The organism is Amycolatopsis sp. NPDC006125 (assembly GCF_040614195.1).
Classification (GTDB): domain Bacteria; phylum Actinomycetota; class Actinomycetes; order Mycobacteriales; family Pseudonocardiaceae; genus Amycolatopsis_E; species Amycolatopsis_E tucumanensis.
On record NZ_JBEXTZ010000109.1, the window covers coordinates 1 to 25,586 of the forward strand.

At 72.4% G+C, this 25,586-nt stretch carries 25 protein-coding genes; 13 read left to right on the forward strand and 12 right to left on the reverse strand.

From position 1 onward, the window contains the following. Positions 1–213: 213 nt before the first annotated feature. Positions 214–1,614, reverse strand: a complete 1,401-nt coding sequence (locus tag ABZ193_RS36485; protein ID WP_027935077.1) for an RNA polymerase sigma factor — start codon at positions 1,612–1,614, stop codon at positions 214–216. A gap of 188 nt (positions 1,615–1,802) precedes the next feature. Then, positions 1,803–2,564 (reverse strand): polyphosphate--glucose phosphotransferase, encoded by a 762-nt coding sequence (ppgK, locus tag ABZ193_RS36490; protein ID WP_020418728.1) that lies wholly within the window; start codon positions 2,562–2,564, stop codon positions 1,803–1,805. 64 nt (positions 2,565–2,628) lie between these two features. Between ppgK and ABZ193_RS36495 the strand changes: the two genes are divergently transcribed. Beyond that, a complete protein-coding gene (locus ABZ193_RS36495) occupies positions 2,629–3,447 on the forward strand; it encodes an inositol monophosphatase family protein (protein WP_354713125.1) in 819 nt (272 codons plus the stop codon). Positions 3,448–3,697: 250 nt separating this feature from the next. Here ABZ193_RS36495 and cei read toward each other — a convergent pair whose 3' ends face one another. Then, positions 3,698–4,372, reverse strand: coding sequence for an envelope integrity protein Cei (gene cei, locus ABZ193_RS36500; RefSeq protein WP_027935977.1), 675 nt, complete (start codon positions 4,370–4,372; stop codon positions 3,698–3,700). Between the two features lie 392 nt (positions 4,373–4,764). Between cei and ABZ193_RS36505 the strand changes: the two genes are divergently transcribed. Further along, the gene (locus ABZ193_RS36505; protein ID WP_017983710.1) at positions 4,765–5,073 is read left to right on the forward strand and encodes a DUF4193 domain-containing protein; all 309 of its coding nucleotides are present in this window, start codon (positions 4,765–4,767) and stop codon (positions 5,071–5,073) included. A 17-nt stretch (positions 5,074–5,090) separates the two neighbouring features. Here the strand turns inward: ABZ193_RS36505 and ABZ193_RS36510 are convergent, their stop codons facing one another. Then, on the reverse strand, positions 5,091–5,591 hold the full coding sequence (locus tag ABZ193_RS36510) for a DUF3093 domain-containing protein (RefSeq protein ID WP_020418725.1): 501 nt from the start codon (positions 5,589–5,591) through the stop codon (positions 5,091–5,093). A 24-nt stretch (positions 5,592–5,615) separates the two neighbouring features. Between ABZ193_RS36510 and dut the strand changes: the two genes are divergently transcribed. Beyond that, positions 5,616–6,098 carry a dUTP diphosphatase gene (dut, locus tag ABZ193_RS36515; protein ID WP_026153312.1) on the forward strand — a complete coding sequence of 161 codons (483 nt, stop codon included), beginning with the start codon at positions 5,616–5,618 and terminating at the stop codon, positions 6,096–6,098. After that, entirely contained in the window at positions 6,098–6,754 is a 657-nt protein-coding gene (locus ABZ193_RS36520; protein WP_020418724.1) for a DUF3710 domain-containing protein, read from the forward strand. The genes dut and ABZ193_RS36520 overlap by 1 nt, the downstream gene beginning before the upstream one ends. Positions 6,755–7,266: 512 nt before the next feature. Here the strand turns inward: ABZ193_RS36520 and ABZ193_RS36525 are convergent. Beyond that, a complete protein-coding gene (locus tag ABZ193_RS36525; protein WP_354713145.1) occupies positions 7,267–7,962 on the reverse strand; it encodes an alpha/beta hydrolase in 696 nt (231 codons plus the stop codon). 115 nt (positions 7,963–8,077) lie between these two features. Here ABZ193_RS36525 and ABZ193_RS36530 point away from each other — a divergent pair, with 115 nt between their 5' ends. The 3 genes from ABZ193_RS36530 to ABZ193_RS36540 all read left to right on the forward strand — a co-directional run bounded on the left by ABZ193_RS36530 (position 8,078) and on the right by ABZ193_RS36540 (position 9,991). Further along, positions 8,078–8,455: an OB-fold nucleic acid binding domain-containing protein gene (locus ABZ193_RS36530; RefSeq protein ID WP_026153310.1), complete on the forward strand. Its 378-nt coding sequence runs from the start codon at positions 8,078–8,080 to the stop codon at positions 8,453–8,455. A 108-nt stretch (positions 8,456–8,563) separates the two neighbouring features. Beyond that, positions 8,564–9,226, forward strand: a complete 663-nt coding sequence (locus ABZ193_RS36535; RefSeq protein ID WP_020418721.1) for a DUF3159 domain-containing protein — start codon at positions 8,564–8,566, stop codon at positions 9,224–9,226. Between the two features lie 582 nt (positions 9,227–9,808). Beyond that, a complete protein-coding gene (locus ABZ193_RS36540) occupies positions 9,809–9,991 on the forward strand; it encodes a hypothetical protein (protein ID WP_237339400.1) in 183 nt (60 codons plus the stop codon). Here the strand turns inward: ABZ193_RS36540 and ABZ193_RS36545 are convergent. Then, entirely contained in the window at positions 9,988–10,644 is a 657-nt protein-coding gene (locus ABZ193_RS36545; protein WP_020418719.1) for a TrkA family potassium uptake protein, read from the reverse strand. The genes ABZ193_RS36540 and ABZ193_RS36545 overlap by 4 nt on opposite strands. Further along, complete coding sequence (locus ABZ193_RS36550) at positions 10,644–11,309, reverse strand: TrkA family potassium uptake protein (RefSeq protein ID WP_020418718.1); 666 nt, start codon at positions 11,307–11,309, stop codon at positions 10,644–10,646. Before ABZ193_RS36550 ends, ABZ193_RS36545 begins: the two co-directional genes overlap by 1 nt. Positions 11,310–11,413: 104 nt before the next feature. Between ABZ193_RS36550 and ABZ193_RS36555 the strand changes: the two genes are divergently transcribed. Genes ABZ193_RS36555 through ABZ193_RS36565 form a run of 3 tightly spaced genes read left to right on the forward strand, consistent with a single transcriptional unit; the run spans position 11,414 to position 15,751 of the window. Beyond that, on the forward strand, positions 11,414–13,441 hold the full coding sequence (locus ABZ193_RS36555) for an APC family permease (protein ID WP_020418717.1): 2,028 nt from the start codon (positions 11,414–11,416) through the stop codon (positions 13,439–13,441). Then, positions 13,438–14,634 carry a class I SAM-dependent RNA methyltransferase gene (locus tag ABZ193_RS36560; protein ID WP_354713129.1) on the forward strand — a complete coding sequence of 399 codons (1,197 nt, stop codon included), beginning with the start codon at positions 13,438–13,440 and terminating at the stop codon, positions 14,632–14,634. Before ABZ193_RS36555 ends, ABZ193_RS36560 begins: the two co-directional genes overlap by 4 nt. Before the next feature lie 40 nt (positions 14,635–14,674). Then, on the forward strand, positions 14,675–15,751 hold the full coding sequence (locus tag ABZ193_RS36565; protein ID WP_354713131.1) for a DUF2786 domain-containing protein: 1,077 nt from the start codon (positions 14,675–14,677) through the stop codon (positions 15,749–15,751). A 956-nt stretch (positions 15,752–16,707) separates the two neighbouring features. Here the strand turns inward: ABZ193_RS36565 and ABZ193_RS36570 are convergent. From ABZ193_RS36570 to ABZ193_RS36580, 3 genes are read right to left on the reverse strand one after another with little or no spacing between them, the layout of a single operon-like run. Next, a complete protein-coding gene (locus ABZ193_RS36570) occupies positions 16,708–17,454 on the reverse strand; it encodes a succinate dehydrogenase/fumarate reductase iron-sulfur subunit (protein ID WP_237339403.1) in 747 nt (248 codons plus the stop codon). Then, on the reverse strand, positions 17,451–19,379 hold the full coding sequence (locus tag ABZ193_RS36575) for a fumarate reductase/succinate dehydrogenase flavoprotein subunit (protein WP_354713133.1): 1,929 nt from the start codon (positions 19,377–19,379) through the stop codon (positions 17,451–17,453). Before ABZ193_RS36575 ends, ABZ193_RS36570 begins: the two co-directional genes overlap by 4 nt. After that, positions 19,376–20,074: a succinate dehydrogenase cytochrome b subunit gene (locus ABZ193_RS36580; protein ID WP_354713135.1), complete on the reverse strand. Its 699-nt coding sequence runs from the start codon at positions 20,072–20,074 to the stop codon at positions 19,376–19,378. Before ABZ193_RS36580 ends, ABZ193_RS36575 begins: the two co-directional genes overlap by 4 nt. A gap of 71 nt (positions 20,075–20,145) precedes the next feature. Between ABZ193_RS36580 and ABZ193_RS36585 the strand changes: the two genes are divergently transcribed. Both ABZ193_RS36585 and dxs read left to right on the forward strand, forming a co-directional pair. Then, the gene (locus tag ABZ193_RS36585) at positions 20,146–21,066 is read left to right on the forward strand and encodes a LysR family transcriptional regulator (protein ID WP_354713137.1); all 921 of its coding nucleotides are present in this window, start codon (positions 20,146–20,148) and stop codon (positions 21,064–21,066) included. A 412-nt stretch (positions 21,067–21,478) separates the two neighbouring features. Further along, positions 21,479–23,395 (forward strand): 1-deoxy-D-xylulose-5-phosphate synthase, encoded by a 1,917-nt coding sequence (gene dxs / locus ABZ193_RS36590; RefSeq protein WP_354713139.1) that lies wholly within the window; start codon positions 21,479–21,481, stop codon positions 23,393–23,395. Positions 23,396–23,752: 357 nt separating this feature from the next. Here the strand turns inward: dxs and ABZ193_RS36595 are convergent, their stop codons facing one another. Together ABZ193_RS36595 and ABZ193_RS36600 are read right to left on the reverse strand one after the other, a co-directional pair. Continuing rightward, positions 23,753–24,394, reverse strand: a complete 642-nt coding sequence (locus ABZ193_RS36595; RefSeq protein ID WP_354713141.1) for a formylglycine-generating enzyme family protein — start codon at positions 24,392–24,394, stop codon at positions 23,753–23,755. Further along, positions 24,391–25,272 (reverse strand): NAD(P)H-binding protein, encoded by an 882-nt coding sequence (locus tag ABZ193_RS36600; RefSeq protein ID WP_354713142.1) that lies wholly within the window; start codon positions 25,270–25,272, stop codon positions 24,391–24,393. The genes ABZ193_RS36595 and ABZ193_RS36600 overlap by 4 nt, the downstream gene beginning before the upstream one ends. Positions 25,273–25,342: 70 nt before the next feature. Here ABZ193_RS36600 and ABZ193_RS36605 point away from each other — a divergent pair. Further along, on the forward strand, positions 25,343–25,586 hold a 244-nt coding region (locus ABZ193_RS36605; RefSeq protein WP_354713144.1), incomplete at its 3' end, for a LysR family transcriptional regulator.

A 25,586-nucleotide genomic window follows, 5' to 3' on the forward strand; every position in this document is an offset into this window, starting at 1 on the left:
TGTGTTACAGGCGCCGAGCTGCCGTGTCAAGGCGGGAAAGCGTGCCTTGACACGGCTGATCGGCGACTAAAGATCGGCTGTGGATCGGGGGCGGGGGAGGTCTGGTTGGGGTGGTCGGCTGCTTTGCGTTGCCGGCTTGCGTTGCGTTGCTTGCGGAGAAAAAGAAGGAGCCCGGGTCGCCGTTGGCGGTCCGGGCTCCTTCTTCTTGTGCTCTTAGTCCAGGTAGTCCCGCAGGACCTGCGAGCGGCTGGGGTGCCGCAGCTTGGACATCGTCTTCGATTCGATCTGCCGGATGCGCTCGCGCGTGACCCCGTAGACCTGGCCGATTTCGTCTAAAGTCCTCGGCTGGCCGTCGGTCAGGCCGAAGCGCAGCCGGACCACGCCGGCCTCGCGCTCGGACAGCGTCTGCAGCACCGACTGGAGCTGGTCCTGCAACAACGTGAACGACACGGCGTCGACCGCGACGACCGCTTCCGAGTCCTCGATGAAGTCGCCCAGCTGCGAGTCGCCCTCGTCGCCGATCGTCTGGTCCAGCGAGATCGGCTCGCGGGCGTACTGCTGGATCTCCAGGACCTTCTCCGGGGAGATGTCCATCTCCTTCGCGAGCTCCTCGGGGGTGGGCTCGCGTCCGAGGTCCTGCAGCAGCTCACGCTGGATGCGGCCGAGCTTGTTGATCACCTCGACCATGTGGACCGGTATGCGGATGGTCCGGGCCTGGTCGGCCATCGCGCGGGTGATCGCCTGCCGGATCCACCACGTCGCGTACGTGGAGAACTTGTAGCCCTTCGTGTAGTCGAACTTCTCGACCGCACGGATGAGGCCCAGGTTGCCCTCCTGGATCAGGTCCAGGAACGCCATGCCGCGGCCGGTGTAGCGCTTGGCCAGCGACACGACCAGACGGAGGTTCGCCTCCAGCAGGTGGTTCTTGGCGCGCTCCCCGTCCCGGATGATCCAGCGCAGGTCGCGGCGCATCTGGGTGGCGAGCTTCTCGCCCTCCTCCTCCGCGATGCGCAGCCGCTCGGCCGCGTACAGGCCGGCCTCGATCCGCTTGGCGAGCTCGACCTCCTCCTCGGCGTTGAGCAGCGCGACCTTGCCGATCTGCTTCAGGTACGCGCGGACCGAGTCCGCGGACGCGGTGAGCTCGGCGTCCTTGCGGGCCTGCCGCAGGGCCTCCGACTCCTCCTCGTCCCAGACGAAGTCGCGGTCGGTCGACTTGGCGCCCGACTTCGCGGCCGGCGTCTTCTCGTCCGGCTCGTCCTCGTCGAGGTCCTCGGCTTCGTCGGTGACGGTCGCGTCGACGACGTCGACCTCCACCTCGCTTTCGAGGTCGGCGAGGTCGGCCTCGAGGTCGACGTCCTCGATGTCCTCGCCGCCGGGGCCGTCCGGCTCCCCGTCGTCGGTCTTGCCGGCCTTGCGGGTGGTGCGGCCCTTGGCCGGAGCCTTCTTCGGGCCCTTGGCCGCGGCCGGCTTGCGGGTGGTCGCCTTCTTCGTGGCGCCGGAGCCCTGAGCCTCGGCCTCGGTCACGTTCTCACGGCCCGCGTCGGGTTCCGCGCTCACGTCGGCGGCGCTCGTTGTCTTCGTGCCGCTTCGGGTAGCGGTTTTTGCGGCTGCCACGTACGCCCTTTCGCAGCGGTCGATCACGGCGAGCCGGGATGGTGGGTCCCGGCTGCCTCAGATTCGGGGAACGTCCCGCGGCCTGCGGTTTTGTCCTCCGCGACCGTGGGCCGTGTTCCATTGTAACGACGATACGCCGGTGCGTTGCGGCCGATCATCGTTCAAACCCGGGGCGGCCTGTTCGCAGGTCAGTGCTCCAGGCCCTCGGCCGCCGCCAGCGCCGCGCCCACGATCCCCGCGTTGTTCTGCAGCGATGCGACCAGGACCGGTGTCCTGATCTCCAGCAGCGGCACCCACTTCTCGGCCTTCTTGCTTACCCCGCCGCCCACGATGAACAGATCCGGCCAGATGAGGTTCTCCAGCACGGAAAGGTAACGGTTCACGCGCTTGGCCCAGTGCGGGTAGGACAGACCCTCGTTGTCCTTGACCGAGGCGGCCGCCTTCTTCTCCGCGTCGTGCCCGTCGACCTCGAGGTGGCCGAACTCCGTGTTCGGCATCAGGGTGCCGTGCTGGAACAGCGCGCTGCCGATGCCGGTGCCGAACGTCAGCAGGGTGGTGACGCCCTTGCGGGCCCGCGGGTCGCCGTAGCGGATCTCGGCCATGCCCGCCGCGTCGGCGTCGTTGAGCATCGCGATGTCGTCCTCGTGGCGGTCCAGCCGCTTGGCGAACAACGCGTCCGCGTCGGTGCCGATCCAGCTGGGGTCGATGTTCGCCGCGGTGTGCGCGACGCCCTTCTTGACCACCGCGGGCAGCGTGATGCCGACCGGGCCCTCCCAGCCGAAGTGGGCCACGATCTGGGCCACCACGTCGGCCACCGCGTCCGGGGTCGCCGGGCGCGGGGTGTCGATCCGGAAGCGGTCGCCGATCAGTGCGCCCTTTTCCAGGTCGACAAGGGCGCCCTTGATACCGCTGCCGCCGATGTCGATTCCGAAACCACGGGTCGCCGTCATTGGCGCCGTCCCTTCTCGCTCGATTCAGAAACCTGTGCCGGAGACTTTAACCGGGTGTGGTCCCATGGTGGACGTGGGAGCTGCCGAAACAGAGTTGAAGGACGTCGCCGTCCAGGTCGCGGCCGAGGCCGCGGACCTGGTCCGCCGTGCCCGTGACGCCATGGTCGCAGGTGAGCCGGTGTCGGTCGAGACCAAGACGACGGACACCGACGTCGTCACCGCGGTCGACCGCGCCGCCGAGCAGCTGGTGCGCGACCGGCTGGCGGAGCTGCGTCCGGGGGACCACGTCCTGGGGGAGGAGGCGGGCGGCGCGGCGGGCGACGGCGTCACGTGGGTGGTGGACCCGATCGACGGCACCGTCAACTTCCTCTACGGCGCGCCCCTGTTCGCCGTGTCGCTCGCGGCGCAGGTGGACGGGGTGTCGGTGGCCGGGGCGGTCGTGGAACCCGTCAGCGGGCGCTGCTGGACGGCCGTGCGGGGCCAGGGCGCGTGGCTCGACGGGCAGCGGCTCGCGGTGTCCTCGCCCGAGCGGCTGGAGCTGAGCCTGATCGGCACGGGGTTCGCCTACCAGGCCGAGCGGCGCGCCCGGCAGGCCCGGTTGGTGTCCGGGCTGCTGACCCGCGTGCGGGACGTCCGCCGGGCCGGGGTGGCCTCGCTCGACCTGTGCGCCGTGGCGGCCGGGTGGCTGGACGGGTACGTGGAGCACGGCCTGCACCGCTGGGACTGGGCGGCCGGCGCGCTGGTGGCGGAGGAAGCCGGCGCGGTGGTGCACCTGCCCGGCGCGGACCCGGCCCTGGGGGAGGACGCGACGTTCGCGGCCGCGCCGTCGATCGCCGGAGCGCTCTACGACGCGGCCGTGGAGTGCGGCGTCAAGGACGTGTAGCGGCGGCCCGCCGACTTTCGGCCAGGTGCGGCGCTCGCGCGTGTGGGTGGCGGCGCGAGCGTGGGGTGCGCGCCCGGTAGCGGCCGCCCGTCGTCTTGCGACCGGGTGGGGGACCCTCGCCCGCGAGTGACGAACTCGCGGGCGCGGTTGCGGGATTCGCGCCCGCCGGCGGCCTCTTCGGCCGCCTTTCCGGCGGGTCCTGACTCGCCCCCTGAGGGCAGAATCCGGGCGCGAGCGCCCGCGCCGAGCGTCAGCAGGTGCCGGGGCGGGCGGCGGCCAGCAGTGCTTCGTCGATCACCGGCGGGTTCACCGCGGACTGCTCGCCGCCGTCGCCGTGCTGGCCGGACCACGCCTGCAGCTGCGCGAGGATGTCGCGCGCCGCCTGGGTCGGCACCACGTCGCCGAAGGCGCTGCCGATCGCCAGGTCCACGCTCGCGTCCTCGCGGTTGTCCCGCACCAGTTCGACGCACGGCACGACCAGGCTGAGCGTGCGCGCCGCGGAGCTGCCGTTGTCGCCGAAGCGCAACTGGCCGCGGCAGGCCGCCTCGTCGGTCGCGTACGCGGGGTCGTTCTCCGGCGGCGCGATCTGCGTGAAACCCAGCTGCCGCAGGCTTTCCGTGGTGATCGCGGCCTGCCCGCGCTTCTCGCTCGCGTTGAGCACCTTCACCGCGATCCGGTCGGCGGGCACGGGCGTCGTCTCGTCGAGCGCGTTGTAACCCAAGTTGGTGTACGTCACACCGGGTGGCGGCGTGGGCGGCGGATCGCACCGCAACGCCTCGTCGATGTCCTGCTTGCTGGTGATCGCGCGCACCCAGATGACCATCGCGACGAGCCCGAGCACCCCGATCACGATCAAGGCGGGCAGCGGGCGGCGCTTGCGGTAGGGCCGCGATCTCCGGTTGCCGTAACCGATCCCCGACGACACCTGCCCCACCCCTTCGATCGAAGACCCGAACACCCGCTCGCCCGAACCGTCGTTCCTGATCAGCGTAGGCGTTACAGTGCACCAGCGTCGTCACCCGTCCGAAGCCGGGGTACTTCTCGCACGGTCCCACGGGCGTCCCCGGAATGTGTTCCCCCTGTTGGGTGACGTATGTCCTGCTTCGAATGACACTCTGCGCGTCCGGGTAAAGCGTGAGCTACCCTCTGCGGGCTCCGCCCGTAGATCAGGTACCGAAACACGTTGCTGAAGAGAGACCTGGCTCACTACGGCGGCGGGCACAAACCGGGACGCTGGGACGTTGACCAGCGGCACGATGGCATGCGAACAGCGTGCTTGAACAGTGATTACGAAGCTGATCGCAGGGGTGAGGGACAATGGCGACCGACTACGACGCTCCGCGCCGCAGCGAAGCCGACGAGCTCGCCGAGGACTCGTTGGAGGAGCTGAAGGCTCGCCGGAACGAGACGCAGTCCGGCGTGGTGGACGTGGACGAGGACGCGAGCGCGGAGAACTTCGAGCTTCCGGGCGCGGACCTCTCCGGGCTGTCGGGTGAGGACCTGACGGTGAAGGTGGTGCCGAAGCAGGCTGACGAGTTCACCTGCTCCGTGTGCTTCCTGGTGCACCACCGGAGCAGGCTGGCGGAGGAGCACAACGGGCAGATGATCTGCCGCGACTGCGCGTGACACCGCGGACGGCCGGGCTACTTCCCTGAACGGAGCAGCTCGGCCAGGGCCTCCGGCCTGCGGGTACTGAACACCCAGTATGGGGTCGGATCCGCGGGATCGGTCAGGTGCACGCGCAGCAGCGAACCGACCCAGCCGCGATGCGTCACGTAAGCGGCGGGGTCGAGTTCCGGCCCCATCGCCTTCCGCTTCCGGTCCTTCCCGATGACCTCGACCTCACCCACGAACCGCAACGGCAGATGAGCGTCACCGACTTCGAGCTCGTCGCCGGTCACCCGGATCCGGGCCCGGCCCATGGCCACCAGCCACGCCACCATCAACGGCATCAGCACCGCGAACGGCAGCCACAGCGGCACCGCCGGGTAGCCGAGGTGGATCTCGTAGGCCAGCAGCGCCGCGCCCGCCAGCGGCAGCGGCCAGCCCCACCACGACAGGTACAGCCGTTCGGAATACCGCGTGCTGCCGTCTCCCGCAGTCGTCTCGCCCACCGCACCGGCCGCGCTCGCGTGCTCACCCATGCCTCCAGGGTAGTCTCGCCGCCCGTGTCCCCCGTGCAGGTCCTGCTCACCCGGCTCGATCCGGGTGTCCCGATCCCGTCCTACGCAAGGCCCGGCGACGCCGGAGCCGACCTGGTGACCACCACCGACGTCGTGCTGGCGCCCGGCGAGCGGGTGCTCGTCGGCACCGGCGTGGCGATCGCGCTGCCGCCGGGCTACGCCGGGTTCGTGCACCCGCGCTCCGGGCTGGCCGCGCGCACCGGGCTGTCCGTGGTGAACACGCCGGGCACCATCGACTCGGGCTACCGCGGGGAGATCAAGGTGTGCCTGGTCAACCACGACCGCAGCGAGCCGATCCGGCTCGCGCGGGGCGACCGGATCGCGCAGCTGGTGGTCCAGCGCGTGGAGACGGCCGAGTTCGTGGAGGTCGCGGAGCTGGCGGCGACGGAACGCGGGGCCGGCGGGTACGGCTCGACCGGCGGGCATGCGACGCTGACCGGGAATCCCGGGGAAGGAACGAGGGAGTAGTGGGCATCTTCGGACGCAAGAAGCGGGGCCGCCACGCGATGGCCGACCCCGGCGAGTCCTGGGACTCGGACATCGCCGAGGAGCCGGAAGAGGACCCGGAGCCGGAGCCGGAGGCCACCGACGGGCCGTTCGACATCGCCGACGCGCCGGAGGACGGGAAGCCGCGGATCGACCTCGGCTCGGTGCGGGTCCCGGTGCCCGACGGCACCCAGGTGCAGGTCGAGATGGACCCGCAGGCCGGTGGCGTGCGCGCGGTGCACGTGGTGACCGCGCACGGCCAGGTCACGGTGAGCGCTTACGCGGCGCCGCGGTCCGGTGGGCTGTGGCGTGAGGTGGTCGGCGAGCTGACCGAGCAGCTGCGCAACGACGGCGCCAAGGTCGCGCCGGGCCAGGGCGAGTGGGGGCCGGAGCTGTCCGCGCTGATCGGCGACGTGGCGCTGCGGTTCGTCGGGGTCGACGGGCCGCGCTGGATGCTGCGCGGCGTGATCGCGGGCCCGCAGTCGATGGCGGCCGAAGCGCCCGCCGTGCTGCGCGAGATCGTCCGCGGCACGATCGTCGACCGCGGTGACGCGCCGATGCCGGTGCGCACGCCGCTGCCGATCACGCTGCCGGAGGCGGTCGCGGAGCACATCGCGCAGCAGCAGGGCCAGCAGTAGGCGCGCCGTCCGGGGATCGTGGGTGCGCGCACTGCGGTGTGTGTGCCCGTCTTGCCTGATCCGGTCGAGGGCTCCGGTGGTCCTGGCCGCCGGGGGCTGATGGCGGGGCGCGGTCGTGGACCGCTTGGCCGACGCTGCGCTCATCGTCGGCGCGCCAACGGTGAGCCGCATTGGGGCGCACAGAGACCTGTACCGCCGGGGTGCTCGTCCGGTGCTGCGGTGGTGCCTGCGCTTCGATTTTCCGCCGCCGAGGCCGGCCGATTCGTTCGGGACCAGACGCCACCGCGGTCTACTGCCGCGGGGTGCGGCCCTGGCTGTCGCGCTGCGGTCGTGGCAGCGCCTGCCCGACGCCGCGCCGGCGTCGGGCGTCGGCACCCCAACGGCGAGCGCGCCTCATCGGGTCGCACGAGGTGCTGTACTGCCGGGTGCTCGTCCAGTAGCGCGGTGGTGCCTGGTCGCCGTGGCCGCGCTGGTGGTCACCGCCGTGGCGGCCGCCGGCGGCGGTGCGGACCTCAGCCGCGCGCCTGGAGCCAGGCCAGCAGCGCGGCCCGGCCCAGTGACTCGCGATCGGCGCCGAGCGCGGTCAGCGTGGTCTCCCGCACCACGGCGCGCGGAAGCGCTTCCGCCCAGGCGTGCGCCACCGCGACCGGGTGGACCGGATCGTCGGTGCACGCGGCGATGCCGACCGGGACGTCCAGCTCCGCCAGCGCGTCCAGCGTCGGCGCGGGGTGGGCCGCCGCGACGCGCAGGCTCGCCGCCAGGCCGTCCCCGTGCCGCCGCCAAGCCCTCGTCAGCTCGGCGGCGAGCCAGGGCGCCACTCCGGCCGTCGCGAGCCGCAGCGCCTCCTCCAGGCCGTGCGAGTCGACCAGGTCCGCGGACGCGCGCGCGGCGAGCGAGGCCGGCGCGTCGTCCGGGCGGCCGCACCAGGCCGGCATCGCGAGCAACAGGCCCGCGCATTTGCCGGGGTTGCGGATCGCCCATTCGGCGGCCAGGTGCGCGCCCAGGGAGATGCCTCCGGCGAGCACCGGGCCGTCGGCCGCCGCCTCGTCGAGTGACGCCAGCAGACCCGCTGTCACAGCGGCGCCGCCCGGCGGTTCGGGGGTTCGTGTGCGCATCCCGAACGCAGCCAGCGGACCTGCGAAAACAGACCGGACGAACACCTCGTCCGAGCCCGTCCCGGGTAGCAGGACAGCGGCCGGTTTCGGCATAGCGGACGTCACGTTGCGATCTTGCCGCAAAGCGGTTGTGCTGGCCCCCACGAGGTTAGGCTGGATGACGAACGGGCCGTTCGAGTCGGGGGCCCTGGAACAGGAGCAGACGCCTATGTCCGCCAAAGACGGCGGCTATTTCAGCCGGCTGGTGCGCAAGCTGACCAGCGACGTCGAGGAACTCGACGCTGATGATCTGTCCGAAAAATCCGAGGCGGGCGGCGCGCGGCGGGCCTGTGACTGCCGGTCGGGCGAAGAGGTGACCGTCCTCGGGCGGTTGCGCAGCGTGGAGCTGTGTCCCACGAAAGAGGCGGCGACACTGCGTGCCGAGTTGTTCGACGGCACGGAGGGCGTGACGCTAGTCTGGCTGGGACGGCGCCGCATCCCGGGCATCGAACCGGGCCGGACCATCAAGGTCCGGGGACGCATGGCCGAGCGAGACGGCCAGAAGGTGCTGTACAACCCGTTCTACGAGCTGCAGACGACCTCCTGAATTGGTAACCGCGTGACTGAACCCGCCCGTCCAGGCGACAAGACCGATCCGAACCCCGCCGCAGACGGGGCCGAGCCTGGGCGGGCGGGTGAGCGGCCCGAGCCCACGATGCTGGAACAGATGGGCGGGGTGTCCGGCCTCGTCTACTCGTCCGTGCCGATCGTGGTGTTCGTGCTCGCGAACTCGTTCTTCGGGCTCACCGTGGGCATCTGGAGCGCCGTCGGCAGCGCCGCGCTGATCACGATCGTGCGCCTGGTGCGCCGCGAGTCGCTGCAGCCGGCCATCTCCGGCCTGTTCGGCGTCGGCATCGGTGCGTTCATCGCCTACCGCACCGGGTCCGCGAAGGGCTTCTTCCTGTTCGGGATCTGGGCGAGCCTCGTCTACTGCGGCGTGTTCGTGCTGTCCGTGGTGGTGCGCTGGCCGCTGGCGGGCGTGATCTGGAACTTCCTCAACGGCACCGGCACCGCGTGGCGCCGGGACAAGCCGTCCCGCCTCGGCTACGACGTCGCCACCCTCGCGCTGGCCGCCGTGTTCGGGGCGCGGTTCGTGGTGCAGCGGTGGCTGTACGAGGCCGACTACACCGGCTGGCTGGCGTTCGCGAAGATCGCGATGGGCTGGCCGCTGTACGGGCTGGCGCTGCTGGTCGTCGTGTGGGCCGTGCGCCGCTCCGACAAGCGCCTCAAGGAGATCGAAGAGGCCCGCGTCGCCGAGGAGGCGGACGTCGAGGCCCGCCTCCGCCTCAAGTACGGCCAGCCGCCGCAGGAGGCCTAGCGCGCCCGGTCCGCCTCCGCGCGGATGCCGGTTCTCACCGAGACGCTGTGCGTTGGGGCCGTGAGCGCCCTGCCTGCTCAGGAGCACGGTGTAGGTCGAAGCCATCAGCGCCCGCATCGACAAGCCGGTCAGTCCGCTCGGAGAGCAGGTTGCGAGCGGCTTGAAGCACCGCGGTCCGGGTGAGCCGGCTCGATGGCCGGGAGCGCGTCCACTTCCACGGCTTCCCCCAAACCCACCTCGCGTGGCGGCACGTGGCGAAGCGGGCCACCGCGGCGACGGTCGTCGCGATGATGCGCGAACTCGGCCACGAGCGGTTCAGCGTCGTCGGGCACGCCCGGGGAGCGCTGGTGGCCTTCCGGGCCGCACTCGACGACTCCGGCGTCGTCGAGCACCTCGCGGTGCTCGACGTGATTCCGACCGCGGACACCTGGACCGGCGCGATCCCGGCCGACGGCCGGGCGCCTACCCGGCCGCGGTGGGCACCCGCGGGCGATCCACGCGATCTGCCAGGACTACCGCGCCGGCGCGTTCGTCGACGCCGGGCACAACCAGGCCGACCGCGACGCCGGCCGCATCCTGTCGATGCCGGTCCTGGCGATCTGGCAGGACCCCGGCGACCTCGTCCTGCCGTTCGACCCGCGGCAGGTGTGGGCGAGCTGGGCGCCCGACCTACGCGCCCGGGCCCTGCCCTGCGGCCACTTCCTGCCGGAGGAACGGCCCGTCGAGGTCACCGCCGCGATCCGGGACCTCCTCGCGGCACGCTAGTAGCCCAGCGCCTTGCGAATGTCGTTCTCGACCTCGGCGTTGGCGACGAACAGCAGCTCGTCGCCCGGCTCCAGCGGGTCCTCCGGCTGCGGCACGATCACCCGGTCACCGCGCAGGATCGTCACCAGCGCGGCGTCCCGCGGCAGCGCCAGGTCGCTCACCGGGCGGCCGGCCAGCGGGGTCTGGTCGGGCAGGGTCAGCTCGACCAGGTTCGCCTGCCCCTGCCGGAAGGTCAGCAGCCGCACCAGGTCGCCGACGCTGACCGCCTCCTCGACCATCGCGGCCAGGATCCGCGGCGTCGACACGGCGACGTCCACGCCCCACGCGTCGGTGTAGAGCCACTCGTTGGCCGGGTTGTTCACCCGCGCCACGACCCGCCGCACCGCGAACTCGGTCTTCGCCAGCAGCGACACGACCAGGTTCACCTTGTCGTCACCGGTCGCGGCGATCACCACGTCGCAGCGCTCGATGCCGGAGTCCTCCAGCGTCGAGACCTCGCACGCGTCGCCGAGCACCCAGTCGGCCTGCTCGACGGCGTCCGGCTCGAACTGCCCGGCCTGCCGTTCGATCAGCATGACCTGGTGGCCGCCGTCGATGAGCTCCTTGGCGATGGACCGGCCCACCGCGCCGGCTCCCGCGATCGCGACCCGCATCAGGCTTCCTCCTCCGGCGCGCGCGCCGCGGTGCTCGTCACGTCGCCGACGGTCCCGGACCTCGCGGCCACGTAGACCAGGTCGTCCGCCTGCAACACCGTCTTGGAATCGGGCAGAACGGGCGTGCCGAACCGCATGATGAAGGCGACCCGCGCGCCGGTCGACTCCTGCAGCTCGTTGACGCTGCGGCCGATCCAGCCCTCGTGCAGCGGCAGCTGCAGCACCGCGACGTTGCCGCTCGGGTCCCGCCACGCCGAGGCCACCCCGTCGGGCAGCAGCGTGCGCAGGAACCGGTCGGTCGTCCACGGCACGGTCGCCACGGTGGGGATGCCCAGCCGCTCGTAGACCGCCGCGCGCTTCGGGTCGTAGATGCGGGCCACGACGTGCTCGACGCCGAAGTTCTCCCGCGCCACCCGCGCCGAGATGATGTTCGAGTTGTCGCCGCTGGACACCGCGGCGAAGGCGCCCGCCTTCTCGATGCCCGCGTCGATCAGCACCTGCCGGTCGAAGCCCATGCCGAGCACCTGCTGGCCGTGGAAGTCGCTGCCGAGCCTGCGGAACGCCTCCTGCGCCTTGTCGATCACCGCGACCTCGTGACCGAGGCGCTCGAGGGCCGCGGCCAGGGACGCGCCGACCCGGCCGCACCCCATGATCACCACGTGCACGTCACTGCCTCCTGTGTGTCACCCGAACGGCGGTTACCCGGTAGATGCCGACGCAGAACCTACCTTGTCCGGCCCCCTCGCGGACCCGCCCGTACCCTTCTGACGTGTCGAAGATTGCGACCGCCACCAAACGGCTGCTCGTCGGCCGTCCGTTCCGGAGCGACCGGCTCTCCCACACCCTGCTCCCGAAGCGGATCGCGCTGCCGATCTTCGCGTCGGACGCGCTCTCGAGCGTCGCGTACGCGCCCGAAGAGATCTTCCTGACGCTGAGTGTCGCGGGGCTGTCGGCCTACGCCTACTCGCCGTGGATCGGCATCGCCGTCGCCGTGGTCATGCTGGTCGTGGTGGCTTCCTACCGCCAGAACGTGCACGCCTACCCCAGTGGCGGCGGCGACTACGAGGTCGCGAGCACCAACCTCGGCGGCAGATTCGGCCTGACCGTCGCGAGCGCTCTGCTGGTCGACTACGTCCTCACCGTGGCCGTGTCGACCTCGTCCGGCGTGGCCAACATCGGGTCGGCGATCCCCTTCGTGGCCGAGCACAAGGTGCTCAGCGCGGTGATCATCGTGGTGGTCCTGACCTCGATCAACCTGCGTGGCGTGCGCGAGTCAGGCAAGGCCTTCGCAATTCCGACATACGGGTTCATCATCGGCATTCTGGGCATGGTCGCGTGGGGCCTGTTCGAGGCCGTCCGCGGCACGCCGATGCGCGCCGAGAGCGCGGACTTCGACCTGCACGCCGAGGCGTCTTTCACCGGTTTCGCGTTCGTCTTCCTCATCGCCCGCGCGTTCTCCTCCGGCGCGGCGGCGCTGACCGGTGTCGAGGCGATCAGCAACGGCGTGCCCGCCTTCCGCAAGCCGAAGTCGAAGAACGCGGCCACCACGCTGCTGATGATGGGCCTGCTCGCGGTGACGATGCTGCTGGGCATCATCACGCTGGCGATCCTCACCGACGTCAAGTTCGCCGAAGACCCGGCGACCCAGCTGAGTGGCACCCCGGAGGGCTACCAGCAGAAGACGATCGTCGCCCAAATCGCGCAGGCGGTGTTCCCGCACTTCGAGCCCGCCTTCTACTACATCTCCTTCAGCACCGGCATCATCCTGCTGCTGGCCGCGAACACCGCCTTCAACGGCTTCCCGGTGCTGGCCTCGATCCTCGCGCAGGACCGGTTCCTGCCGCGCCAGCTGCACACCCGCGGCGACCGGCTGACCTTCTCCAACGGCATCCTGTTCCTCGCCGCGTTCGCGCTGGTCCTGATCATCGCGTTCGACGCCGAGGTCACCAAGCTGATCCAGCTGTACATCGTGGGCGTGTTCGTGTCGTTCACGGTGAGCCAGGCCGGCATGCTGCGGCACTGGAACCGGCTGCTGTCCAGGGAGACCGACCCGGCGGCGCGGCGGCGGATGCGCCGCTCGCAGACGGTCAACGCGATCGGCCTCACCATGACCGGCACCGTGCTGATCATCGTGCTGATCACGAAGTTCCTGCTCGGCGCGTGGATCGCGATCGCCGCGATGGTGGCGATCTACCTGCTGATGACCGCGATCCGCAAGCACTACGACCGGGTCGCCGAGGAGCTGGCCGCGCTGGACGGCAACCCGACCGTGCTGCCCTCGCGCAACCACGCGATCGTGCTGGTGTCCAAACTGCACCTGCCGACCATGCGCGCCCTCGCCTACGCGAAGGCCATGCGGCCGGACGTCCTGGAGGCCGTGACGGTCAACGTGGACGACGCCGAGACGCGGCAGCTGACCGCCGACTGGGAGGCCAAGGGCTTCAAGGTTCCGCTGAAGGTCGTCGAATCGCCCTACCGCGAGATCACGCGCCCGGTGCTGGACTACGTCAAGCGCGTGCGCGGCGACAACCCGCGGGACGTGGTGACCGTGTTCATCCCGGAGTACGTCGTCGGGCACTGGTGGGAGCAGCTGCTGCACAACCAGAGTGCGCTGCGCCTGAAGGGCCGGCTGCTGTTCCAGCCGGGTGTGATGGTCACCAGCGTGCCGTGGCAGCTGGCGTCCTCGGCGAAGGCGGTGCGGCGCGCGGCGCGGTCCCGCCCGGCGGCCGGCGACGTGCGGCGCGGCTTCTTCGGGGACGGGACCCGCAACGGGGCGGGCAAGGACGGCGGGAAGTGACCGGGCAGGACTGGACCGGCCGGGTCCTGGAGCTCGAGGTGGGACCCGTCGCCCACGGCGGGCATTGTGTGTCCAGGGTGGACGGTCGTGTCGTGTTCGTCCGGCACGCGCTGCCCGGCGAGCTGGTGCGTGCCGAGGTGACCGAGGACAAGGGCGGCTCGTTCTGCCGCGCGGACGCGGTGGAGGTGCTCCGCGCGGCGCCGGAACGGGTCGATCCGCCGTGCCCGCTGGCCGTGCCGGGGCAGTGCGGCGGCTGCGACTGGCAGCACGCGACGCCGGAGTTCCAGCGGGAGCTCAAGGGCCGCGTGGTCGCCGAGCAGCTGCAGCGGCTGGCCGGGCTGGACTGGCCGGTCGAGGTCGAGGCGCTGCCCGGGGGCGCGCTGGGCTGGCGGTCGCGGGTCCGGCTGGTCGCCGGGCCGGACGGGCGGGCCGGGCTGCGCGCGCACCGCAGCCACCGGGTCGTGGCGCTGGAGAAGTGCCCGATCTCGGTGCCGGGCGCGCTGGACCGCGCGTTGTCGCGGCGCTGGCGGCCGGGCTCGGAGATCGAGGTGACCAGCGACGGGGACGGTCACGTGCACGCCCGCGAGCTGGCGACCGTGCGGGGCAAGCGCCGGGCGCGGCAACTGGCCGGCGGGGAGGCGGTGCAGCACGCGGCGGGCCGGGACTGGCGGCTGCAGGCGCACGGGTTCTGGCAGGTGCACCCCGCGGCGGCGGAGACGTTCGCGTCGGTGGTGCGGGAATGGGCGCGGGCCTCGCCCGGTGAGCTGGCCTGGGACCTCTACGCGGGGGTCGGGTTGTTCGCGTCGGTGCTGGCCGCGCAGGTCGGCGTGACGGGGCACGTGGTGGCGGTCGAGTCGGGGCAGCGCGCGGTGAGCGACGGCGAGCGGAACCTGGCGGATCTGCCACAGGTGAGCTGGCGGGCCGGCCGGACGGAGCACGTGCTGCGGTCGCTGTCCGGGGAGCCGGAGGTCGTGGTGCTGGACCCGCCGCGGTCCGGGGCCGGGCGCGAGGTGGTTCAAGCGGTGGCGGCGGCTTCGCCGGAGCGGGTGGTGTACGTGGCGTGCGATCCGGCGGCGCTGGCCCGGGACGTCGCGACGTTCGGCGAGTCGGGGTACCGGCTGGAGCGGTTGCGGGCGTTCGACGCGTTCCCGATGACCCACCACGTGGAGTGCGTGGCGCTGCTGGTGCGTTGAGGCGCCCGGAATTGTCGGTGCCCTCCGGCATGATGCGGGCATGGCCGAGTCCACCGTGGAAACGTTCGCCGTCCTGCTGTGCGATGCCGCCCAGCGGCGGCTGGGTGAGCTCGCCGCGCGGGAGCTGGCGGGCTCGCGCTACGACGCGCGGCTGATCGACCGGGCGGCGGAGCTGGCGCTGCGCGAGGTGCTGTCCCGGTTGTGGCGGACCGGCTGGCAGCCGGGGGACGTGCACCAGATCGCGGTGCGGCGGCTGGACCGGCGCGGGGTCGCGCTGACGTCGGAGGCGCTCGCCGGGTGCGACGGCGCCGAGCGGCCGTTGCTGGAGCGGTGGTCGGAGCGGCACGGCGTGGAGCGGGTGGCGGCGTTGCTCGTGGTGCTGTCGGTGCTGGAGGTGCTGCTGCCCCTGCCGCGGTTGCCGGAGGTGCCGGTGCCGGCGGAGCGGGCGGGCGTGGACGAGAAGGTGCTGGCGCGGATCCGGGCGCTGCTGGCGAAGGCGGAGTCGACGTCGTTCCCCGACGAGGCGGAGGCGCTGTCGGCGAAGGCGCAGCAGTTGATGAGCCGGTACTCGTTCGAGCAGGCGCTGGTGGACGCGCCGGGGCCGAGGGCGGGTTCGGCGCGGCGGTTCTGGCTGGAGCAGCCGTACCTCGGGCCGAAGTCGTCGCTGGTGTCGGCGGTCGCGATGGCCAACCGGTGCCGGGCCGCGTTCTACGCCAAGCTGGGGTTCGTGGCGCTGGTCGGCCACGAGGTCGATCTGGACCTGGTGGAGTTGCTGTCGACGTCGCTGCTGGTGCAGGCGAACGAGGCGATGTTGTCCGCCGGCCGCGGCGCGCGGACCCGCTCGTTCCGGCACGCCTTCCTGCTCGCCTACGCGACGCGAATAGGCGAACGCCTGACCGACGCCGACCGCGCGGCGGGAGCGGAGTTCGCGGAGGCGCGGCTGGTCCCGATCCTCGCCCGGCGCCGCCAGGAGGTGGACACGCTGTTCACGGAGTTGTTCCCGCACACGACAACCCGCAGGACGACCATCAGCAACGGCGAGGGCTGGACAGCAGGCCGAGAAGCCGCCAACCACGCACGGCTGACGGTGGAGCGCGCCGAGGTGGAGGCGGGTTAGGACTTTGGGGCGCGGCCGCCCCGAAGCGGCGCGGCCTGGGGCGGCACGCTTCGCCTTGGCCGTGGGCGAGGGTGGGCGGCGGTGATGCACTGCCCAGGATGCGGCTGCTCGGCAGCCCCGAAGCCGCCCCACGTTGCGGCGCGCGCTGGGGCCGCTGAGGCCGCGTCGCCGCTGAGGCTCGCTGCCGCTGAGGCCGCGCTACCGCGTCGCCGCCGCTGATGCCGGCTGCCAATGAGGCCGCACTGCCGCTGGGGCCGCGTCACCGTGCTGCCGCGCCGCGCGCTGCCGCGCTGCGCGCTGCCGCGCTGCCGCGCCGCGCACTGCCACGCCGCCGCCGCTGCGGCCGCGCTCCCGCGCGCACGGTTCGCCCTGAGAACGCTGCCCGGGATGCGGCTGCTCGGCAGCGCCAGGCACGCGTGTGACATCGCGCTGCTGCGCAGCCGGCGCTGCTGCGCCGCGCCCGCCCCGCTTCCGCGTGCCGTCTGCGACGCTTCCGCCCTACCTGAACGCCGCCGCCTCATCGGCGCGCCGCCGCCTGCGCGCCACCCGCTTCCACCCCGTCCGCTGCGGTTCCGCTCCCGCCTGCACGCCGCTGCCTCATCGGGCGCCCCGCCCGCGCGTTGCGCGCGCGTGGCCGCCGCGCTGCCCCGCCGCCTGCGCGCGCGTGGCTGCCGTCCCGCCCCGCCACCCCCACAGGGCGCACCACCGGGGCCGCAGCGCCGCTTCGCCCTGCCGCTTCGCCCTGCCGCTGCGCCCTGCCGCCGCAGCGCGGCCGGCCCATCACCCGGACCGCAGCGCCGTAGCGCCGCCCGGCCGCCCCGCCGCCGCCCCGCCGCCCCGCCGCCGCAGCGTCGCTACGCCCCGGGGCGCCCCGCCGCAGCACTGCCCCGCCCCGCCCCGCCCCACCGCCGCGTCCCACCGCCGCCCGGCCGCCCCGCCCCACCGCCGCCAGCCCATCACCCGGGCCGCAACGCCGCGCCCAGCACGTCCCGATTCAGGCGCCCTATCGTGTCCAGCGGAATGCCCTTCGGGCACACCGCCGTGCACTCGCCGCTGTTGGTGCAGCCTCCGAAGCCCTCCGCGTCCTGCGCGGCCACCATCGACACCGCCCGCGCCGGCCGTTCCGGCTCGCCCTGCGGGAGGACCCCCAGGTGCGTCGCCTTGGCGGCGGTGAACAGCATGGCCGAACCGTTCGGGCACGCGGCCACACAAGCACCGCAGCCGATGCACGCCGCCGCTTCGAAAGCGATGTCCGCCGCCGGCTTCGGCACCGGCGTCGCGTGGGCTTCGGGTGCGCTGCCGGTCGGCGCGGTGATGTACCCGCCCGCTTCGATGATCCGGTCCAGCGCCCCACGATCGACCACCAAGTCCTTGACCACCGGGAAAGCCCGCGCCCGCCACGGCTCCACCGTCACCGTCTGCCCGTCCGCGAAGTGCCTCAGGTGCAGCTGGCACGTGGTGGTCGCGGCCTGGGGGCCGTGCGCCGTGCCGTCGATCACGACCCCGCACGCCCCGCAAATACCCTCCCGGCAGTCGTGGTCGAACGCCACCGGCTCCTCGCCCGCGGCGGTGAGGCGCTCGTTCAGCACGTCGAGCACCTCCAGGAACGACATGTCCGGCGACAGGTCGTCCACCTCGTACCGCACCAGCCGGCCGCGGTCCGCCGCGTCCTTCTGCCGCCAGATCTTCAACACGAGTTTCACGAGTAGCTCCGCTGACTGGGTGTGACATGGTCGAACGACAACGCCTCGCGGTGCAGCACCGGCGGCCGGCCCACCCCGGTGAACTCCCACGCGGCCACGTACGAGAACGCCGCGTCGTCGCGCCGCGCCTCGCCGTCGGCGGTCTGGCTCTCCTCCCGGAAGTGCCCGCCGCAGGATTCGGTGCGGTGCAACGCGTCCACGCACATCAGCTCCGCCAGCTCCAGGAAGTCCGCGACCCGCCCGGCCTTCTCCAGCGACTGGTTGAGCGAAGCACCCGAACCCGGCACCCGCAGCCGCGACCAGAACTCCTCGCGCAGCGCCGGGATCAGCTCCAGCGCCTTCCGCAGCCCCGTCTCGCTGCGGCTCATCCCGCAGTGCTCCCACAGCACCGCGCCCAGCTCGCGGTGGAAGTCCTCCGCGGACCGGTCCCCGTCCACGGCCAGCAGCCGCGCGATCCGGTCCTCGACCTCCGCCTGTGTCCCGGACACGTCGCCGACCGCCGGGAACGGGCCGTCGGCCAGGTAGTCGCCGATCGTCGTGGGCAGCACGAAGTACCCGTCCGCGAGGCCCTGCATCAACGCGCTCGCCCCGAGCCGGTTGGCGCCGTGGTCGGAGAAGTTCGCCTCGCCGATCACGAACAGGCCGGGGATGGTGCTGCGCAGGTCGTAGTCGACCCACAGCCCGCCCATCGTGTAGTGCACGGCCGGGTAGATGCGCATCGGCACCCGGTACGGGTCGTCCCCGGTGATCCGCTCGTACATCGCGAACAGGTTGCCGTAGCGGGATTCCACGCCGTCCCGGCCGAGCCGCTCCAGCGCGTCCGCGAAGTCCAGGTACACCCCGAGCCCGCCGGGCCCGACCCCGCGGCCCGCGTCGCACACGCTCTTCACCGCGCGGGAGGCGATGTCGCGCGGCACGAGGTTCCCGAACGCCGGGTACCGGCGCTCCAGGAAGTAGTCCCGCTCCGCTTCCGGGATCTGCGACGGCGGCCGCGTGTCACCGGCCGCGGCGGGCACCCACACCCGTCCGTCGTTGCGCAGGGACTCGCTCATCAACGTCAGCTTCGACTGGTGCCCGCCGCTGACCGGGATGCACGTCGGGTGGATCTGCGTGAAGCACGGGTTGGCGAACAGCGCGCCCCGCCGGTGCGCGCGCCAGATCGCGGTCGCGTTGCAGCCCTTGGCGTTCGTGGACAGGTGGAAGGCGTTGCCGTACCCGCCGGTGGCCAGCACCACCGCGTGCGCGACGTGCGTGGAGATCTCGCCGGTGACGAGGTTGCGCACCACGACCCCGCGTGCCCGGCCGTCCACCACGACCAGGTCGAGCATTTCGGTGCGCGGGTGCATCGCGATCCGTCCGAGGTGGATCTGCCGCGCCATCGCCTGGTAAGCGCCGAGCAGCAGCTGCTGCCCGGTCTGCCCGCGGGCGTAGAAAGTCCGGGACACCTGCGCCCCGCCGAACGAGCGGGTGTCCAGCAGCCCGCCGTACTCCCGCGCGAACGGCACGCCTTGGGCCACGGCCTGGTCGATGATCCGCACGCTCAGCTCGGCCAGACGGTGCACATTGGACTCCCGCGCCCGGAAGTCGCCGCCCTTCACCGTGTCGTAGAAAAGGCGGTGGACGCTGTCGCCGTCGCCGCGGTAGTTCTTGGCCGCGTTGATCCCGCCCTGCGCGGCGATGCTGTGCGCGCGGCGCGGGCTGTCCTGGTAGCAGAACGAGCGGACCTGGTAGCCCAGTTCGGCCAGGGTCGCCGCGGCGGACGCGCCGGCCAGGCCGGTGCCGACCACGATGACCGAGAGCCGTCGCCGGTTGGCGGGGTTGACCAGGCGGGCGGTGAACCGCCGCCGCTCCCAGCGCTGTTCGAGCGGGACGTCCGGCGCGCGGGTGTCGGAAATCGGGGTTCCTTCGACGAACACGGTGCTCACCCGGCCAATCCGGTGACGACGGCGAACGGGACGGACAGGTACCCGGCGGTGACGGCGACCGCGACACCGAGCGCGACGCCCTGCGCGGTGCGTCGCGCGGCGCCGGACGTGCCCAGGCTCTGCAGCGCGCTCCACAGGCCGTGCCGGATGTGGAACCCGAGCGCGACCACGGCCAGCGTGTAGATCAGCGTCACGTACCAGAGCCGGAAGTCGGCGACGACGTTGTCGTGCACCGCGCCCGGCACGCCGTTCGGGTTGAGGTGCCCGGTGGTCAGGTCGAGCACGTGGTAGACGACGAACAACGCGAGGATCACCCCGCCCCAGCGCATCGTGCGCGCGGCGTAGTCGCCCTGGACGCGCCCGCGGTGGGCGTACCGGACCGGCCGGGCGGCGCGGGCGCGGCGCGCGAGACGAGCGGCGGTGACAGCGTGCAGCACGACGCAGACGACCAGCCCGGCGCGCAGCACCCAGAGGAACCCGGAGTGCCCGAGCACGCTGTCCAGGATCGTGCGCAGCCAGGCCGCGTAGTGGTCGAAGCTCGCCGCGGACACGAAGAACTTCAGGTTGCCCAGCATGTGCGCGATGACGAAGAGCAGCAGGAGCAGGCCGGTCACGGCCATGATCGCCTTCTGCCCGACGGTCGAGGACCACAGCCGGCGTGGTCGTGGTGGTGCGGAACGTTCGAGAAGGGCCACGTGGGCAGCGTGCGGCCCGCGGTGACAAGTCGTCCAATATATCGAAGCGCTGGAGACGATAGCCTGAAGCTATGACCTTGCAGCAGTTGCTGTACTTCCTGGCCGTGGCCGAGACACGGCACTTCACGCGCGCCGCCGAGCGCACGTATGTGGCGCAGCCCTCACTGAGCAAGCAGGTTCGCGCACTGGAGGACGAGCTGGGCGCACCGCTGTTCAGCCGGGCGCGGGGCAACGTCACGCTCACCCCGGCCGGCGAGGCGCTGCTGCCGATCGCGCGGCGCATCGCCGCCGACGTCGACACCGCGCGGCTGGAGGTCGCCGAGCTGGTCGGACTGCGCCGCGGCCGGGTCCGGGTCGGCGCGACGCCGAGCCTGTGCGTCACCGTGTTCGCCGACGTGCTGCACCGCTTCCACCGCGAATACCCGGGCATCGAGCTGGTGGTCGAGGAGAGCGGGTCGAAGGACCTCGTTCGGGCGCTGACACACGGCGAGCTGGACCTGGCGGTGCTGATCGCGGCCGGGGAGGAGGCGGCCCTGACGTCGGTGCCGCTGCTGCGGGAGCGGCTGGTGGTGGCCTCGCCCGCCGGGGTGGACCTGGGCGAGGAGGTCCGGCTGGCGGAGCTGCGCGACCGGCCGCTGGTGATGTTCCGGGAGGGCTACGACCTGCGGGACACCACCCTGCAGGCCTGTCGCGCCGCCGGGTTCACGCCGGTGTTCGCGGCGCAGGGCGGGGAGATGGACGCCGTGCTCCGGTTCGTCGAGGTGGGGCTGGGGGTCGCGGTGGTGCCGAGCCTGGTGCTCGCCGGGCGGCCTGCGCTGCGCGGGACGCCGCTGACCGCACCGGAGATCACCCGGACGATCGCGCTGGCTCAGCGGACGGACGTGGCGCCGACCAACGCGGCCCGCGCGTTCCGGGAGACGCTGCTCACCCACCTCGACGAGCTGCACCGGGCCGGGACGCTGCCGGCGGGCGTGGAGCTGGCCGGGCGGTGAGCCGCCGTGCTGACCCCGAGCCGCGGCAGCCGCACTGACGGCACCCACCCCGCAGCGCCCGGGTCCAACCCGTCACCCGCACGCTCGGTCCGCCTGGTCGTCGGCACCTGGCCCGCGGCTGATCTCGCCCGCACCGCCACCCACACCAGTCTTGATCGGTTCACCAATCCCGTGGCCTGATGTAACGCCACGCCTGGCCGGACCCGATCTCACGGGATGTCACCACGTGCGCACCCCGGTGCGTCATGTCAGTGAGACAGTGTTCACACGGTCGCGGCAGCGGCAGGCACCTTCTCACCGCGTGATCAGTGACCCGGGACGCGCGGGGCGGCCGGAGGACTACGGTTCTCCGTAGACTGACTGGACGCGCCCTGGCGGGCAGGGCGAGGTATCTATGCGGGTGAGGTGGAAAGTGACGCTGCTGGAGTCCGTGCACGGACCGGCCGACCTGAAGCGCATGGGACACGGCCAGCTCGAGCACCTGGCGGGGGAGATCCGCGACTTCCTGGTCGACAAGGTCCGCCGCTCCGGCGGCCACCTCGGCCCCAACCTCGGCGTGGTCGAGCTGACCCTGGCGCTGCACCGGGTGTTCGACTCGCCGAAGGACGCGATCGTCTGGGACGTCGGTCACCAGTGCTACGTGCACAAGATCGTGACCGGCCGGCACGCCGAGTTCGACCTGCTGCGCCAGCAGGGCGGGCCCTCGGGCTATCCGTCCCGTGAGGAGAGCGAGCACGACCTGGTGGAGAACAGCCACGCCTCCACCGCGTTGTCCTATGTGGACGGCCTGTCGAAGGCGTTCGAGCTCGCCGGCGGCGGGCGGCACGCCGTCGCGGTCGTCGGGGACGGCGCGCTGACCGGCGGCATGTGCTGGGAGGCGCTGAACAACATCGCCGCCGAGCCGGGCCGTCCCGTGGTGATCGTGGTCAACGACAACGGCCGGTCCTACTCGCCGACGATCGGCGGGTTCGCCGAGCACCTGGCTTCGCTGCGGCTGCAGCCGGGCTACGAGCGCATGCTCGACGGCGGGCGTGAGCTGCTGCTCAACACGCCGGTGGTGGGCAAGCCGATCTACGCGGCGCTGCACGCGGCGAAGGCCGGCATCAAGGACGCGCTGAGCCCGCAGGAGATGTTCTCCGACCTCAAGCTGAAGTACCTCGGCCCGGTCGACGGGCACGACATCGCGGCGCTGGAGAAGGCGTTCCAGGCGGCGAAGGCGTTCGGCGGGCCGGTCGTCGTGCACGCGGTCACCGAGAAGGGCCACGGTTACCCGCCCGCGGTGAACCACGAGGCCGACCAGATGCACCAGACCGACCCGATCGACCCGGAGACCGGCCTGCCCAAGCCGAAGGGCCTGAGCTGGACCGCCGTGTTCGGGGACGAGCTGGCGCGCATCGGCGAGGAGCGCGAGGACGTCGTGGCGATCACCGCCGCGATGCTGCGCTCGACGGGGCTGCACGAGTTCGCCGAGCGGCACCCGGACCGCTGGTTCGACGTGGGCATCGCCGAGCAGCACGCGCTGACCTCGGCCGCGGGTCTCGCGATGGGCGGGCTGCACCCGGTGGTCGCGGTGTACTCGACGTTCCTCAACCGGGCGTTCGACCAGCTGCTGATGGACGTGGCGCTGCACCGCCAGCCGGTCACGCTGGTCCTGGACCGGGCCGGCATCACCGGGCCGGACGGGCCGAGCCACCACGGCATGTGGGACCTGTCGCTGCTGGGCATGGTGCCCGGCATCCGGGTCGCCGCGCCGCGCGACGCGCAGACGATGCGCGAGGAGCTGCGGGAGGCGGTGGCGGTGTCCGACGGGCCGACCGCGCTGCGGTTCTCCAAGGGCAGCGTCACCGAGTCGGTGCCCGCGGTGGAGCGCATCGGCGTGGTCGACGTGCTGCGGCGGCCGCGGGAAGGCGCGGGCGCCGACGTGCTGCTGGTCGCGGTGGGCGCGTTCGCGCCGCTCGGGCTGGCCGCCGCCGAGCGGCTGGCCGACCAGGGCATCGGCGTGACGGTGGTGGATCCGCGGTGGGTGCTGCCGGTGCCGCGCGAGCTGGTCGGCCTGGCGAGTGAGCACCGGCTGGTCGTGACGGTCGAGGACAGCGGCAGGCACGGCGGTTTCGGCAGCGCGCTGGCATCCGTGCTGCGGGACGCCGAGTGCGACGTGCCGCTGCGGGACCTGGCCGTGCCGCAGGAGTTCCTGCCGCACGCCTCGCGCGAGGAGGTGCTCGCCAGCGTGGGCCTGACGGCGCAAGACGTCGCGCGGCGCGTGACGGAGTGGGCGTCGAACCTGATCGGCGAGGCGCAGCCGGCGGCGGCCGAGGCGCCGACCGAGTAGGACGGACACCGCGCGAGCCGCGCTCCGGGTGGGGCGCGGCCCGCGCGGTGGATTCATCGGTGGAGAAGCACCGGCCCGGTGCCGGTGAATGGCTGCGCATGAGCGCGGCTTGGTCGTGCTCACGCGCGGCCACCGAGCAGGGCGCGACCACTTCCAGGGCACGGGCTGTCCCGGCTGCGCGGCGGTGGCACCTCAGTGGTTTAGACCAGCGACAGCGCTGGCCGGGCGAGGCGCTGTCCGGTGGCCATTCACGCGTGGCCACCAAGCGGAGCGCGGCCGTTTCCACGGCGCAGGCCGGCCCCGGCTGCGCGGTGGGCGGCACCACGCTGGCGTAGACCAGCCGGACCCGCGCCGCGGTCAGCCGGTGCGGGTCACCCGGAAACCGACGTCGTCGCTGCGGAAGGATGGGTGGCTGCGCCGCCGGACGGAGGCTCGGCAGCTCCAGTGCTCGTCGAACCAGCCGCCGCCGCGCAGGACGCGGTACGGGCCGTACACCTCGGCGTCGTAGACGTCCCAGCACCAGTCCCACGCGTTGCCGATCATGTCGTGCAACCCCCACGCGTTCGGGCGCTTCCCGCCGACCTCGTGGATCCGCTCGCCGGAGTTCCCGCGGTGCCAAGCGATCTCGTCGAGATCGCCGTACCGCGGGCCGTCCGTTCCGGCGCGGCAGGCGTGCTCCCACTCCGCCTCCGTGGGCAAGCGGTAGCCGTCCGCGTCCTGGTCCCACTCCACGTCATCCCCGAGCGAGTACACTGGGGACAGTCCCTCGTGGACGGACAACGCGTTGCAGAACCGCACCGCGTCGGCCCACGTCACGCTCTCCACCGGCAGTTCCGAACCCCGGGAAGCGCTGGGACGCGAACCGGTCACCGCCGCGTACTGCGCCTGCGTCACCTGGTGCGCCGCCATCCAAAAGGGCGCCACCTCGACGGCCCAGCTGCGCTGTGTGCGCCGGTCGGACACCGTCACACTCCCGCCCGGAACGGCGATCATCTTCACCCAGCGGATGCTACCGCCGGCCGCAGAACCTCCTCGCACCACTGGCGCAACGTCGTCGGCGTGGTGGCTTCCGGCGTGCGCGGTTCCGCGTTGTCCAGGCCCGCGTTCTTGGCCGCCGCCATGTCGATCATGCCCTGCGCCATCGCCTCGGACCAGCCCCGCTGCCGCAGACCCGCCTTCAACGCCTCGGCCGAGAGCTGCTCGAACCGCACCGGCTTGCCCAGCACGTCCGACATGATCTCCGCCACCTCCAGGTAAGTGAGGTCCTCCGGCCCGAGCACCGGCACCTCGCCGTGGCCGCTCCACGAATCGTCGAGCAGCAGCCGGGCGGCCGCGTCGGCGATGTCCTTCGTCGCGCACAGTGGCCGCCGGTGGTCCGGGACGGCCATCTCGGCGAACACCCCGTCCCGCGCGATCGACGGCACCTGCCAGAGGAGGTTGTCCATGAAGGTCGGCATCGTCAGCGCCCGGTACCGGACGCCGGTGCTCGCGATCAGGTCGTCCATCGCCAGCGACGCCGACACGTGCCCGGCGTTGACCGCCACGCCGCGGCCGACGGCCGACACCCCGACCACCCGCAGGTCCCGGGCGCGGAACACCTCGCACGCGGGACGGGTGAAGTCCAGGAACGCGGCGTCCAGGCTTTCGGCGGAGTGGTTCGGCGGGAGGAGCCAGAAGACCGCGTCGGCGTCCGCGAACGCCTTGCCGACGGTCTCGGGGTCGCCGTGCGAGCCGATGACGACCTCGGCCTTCTCGCGGACCTCCGCGGTGAGCCGGGACGGGTCGCGCACGATGACGCGAACCGGCGCGTCCGCGGCGAGCAGGGATTCGGTGAGCTGACGGCCGATGCGGCCGGTGGGTGCGGTTACCACGATCATGGGATCCACCCTCCGCCCGCACGGCGCCGATCGTCCAATACCTCTTCGCGGACATTGATACCCTTCCGGTATGGATCTGGATCTGCGCAAGCTGCGGTACTTCACCGCCGTCGCCGAGCACGGGCACTTCGGCCGCGCGGCCGAGCGGCTGCACATCGCGCAGCCGGTGCTGAGCAGGCAGATCCGCGCGCTGGAACGGGAACTGGGCTGCGAGCTGCTCGAGCGCACCACGCGTTCGGTGCGGCTGACGGCGGCCGGTGAGCAGCTGTACGCGGACGCGCCCGGCGTCCTGGCGGCGGCGGTGGCCGCGACCC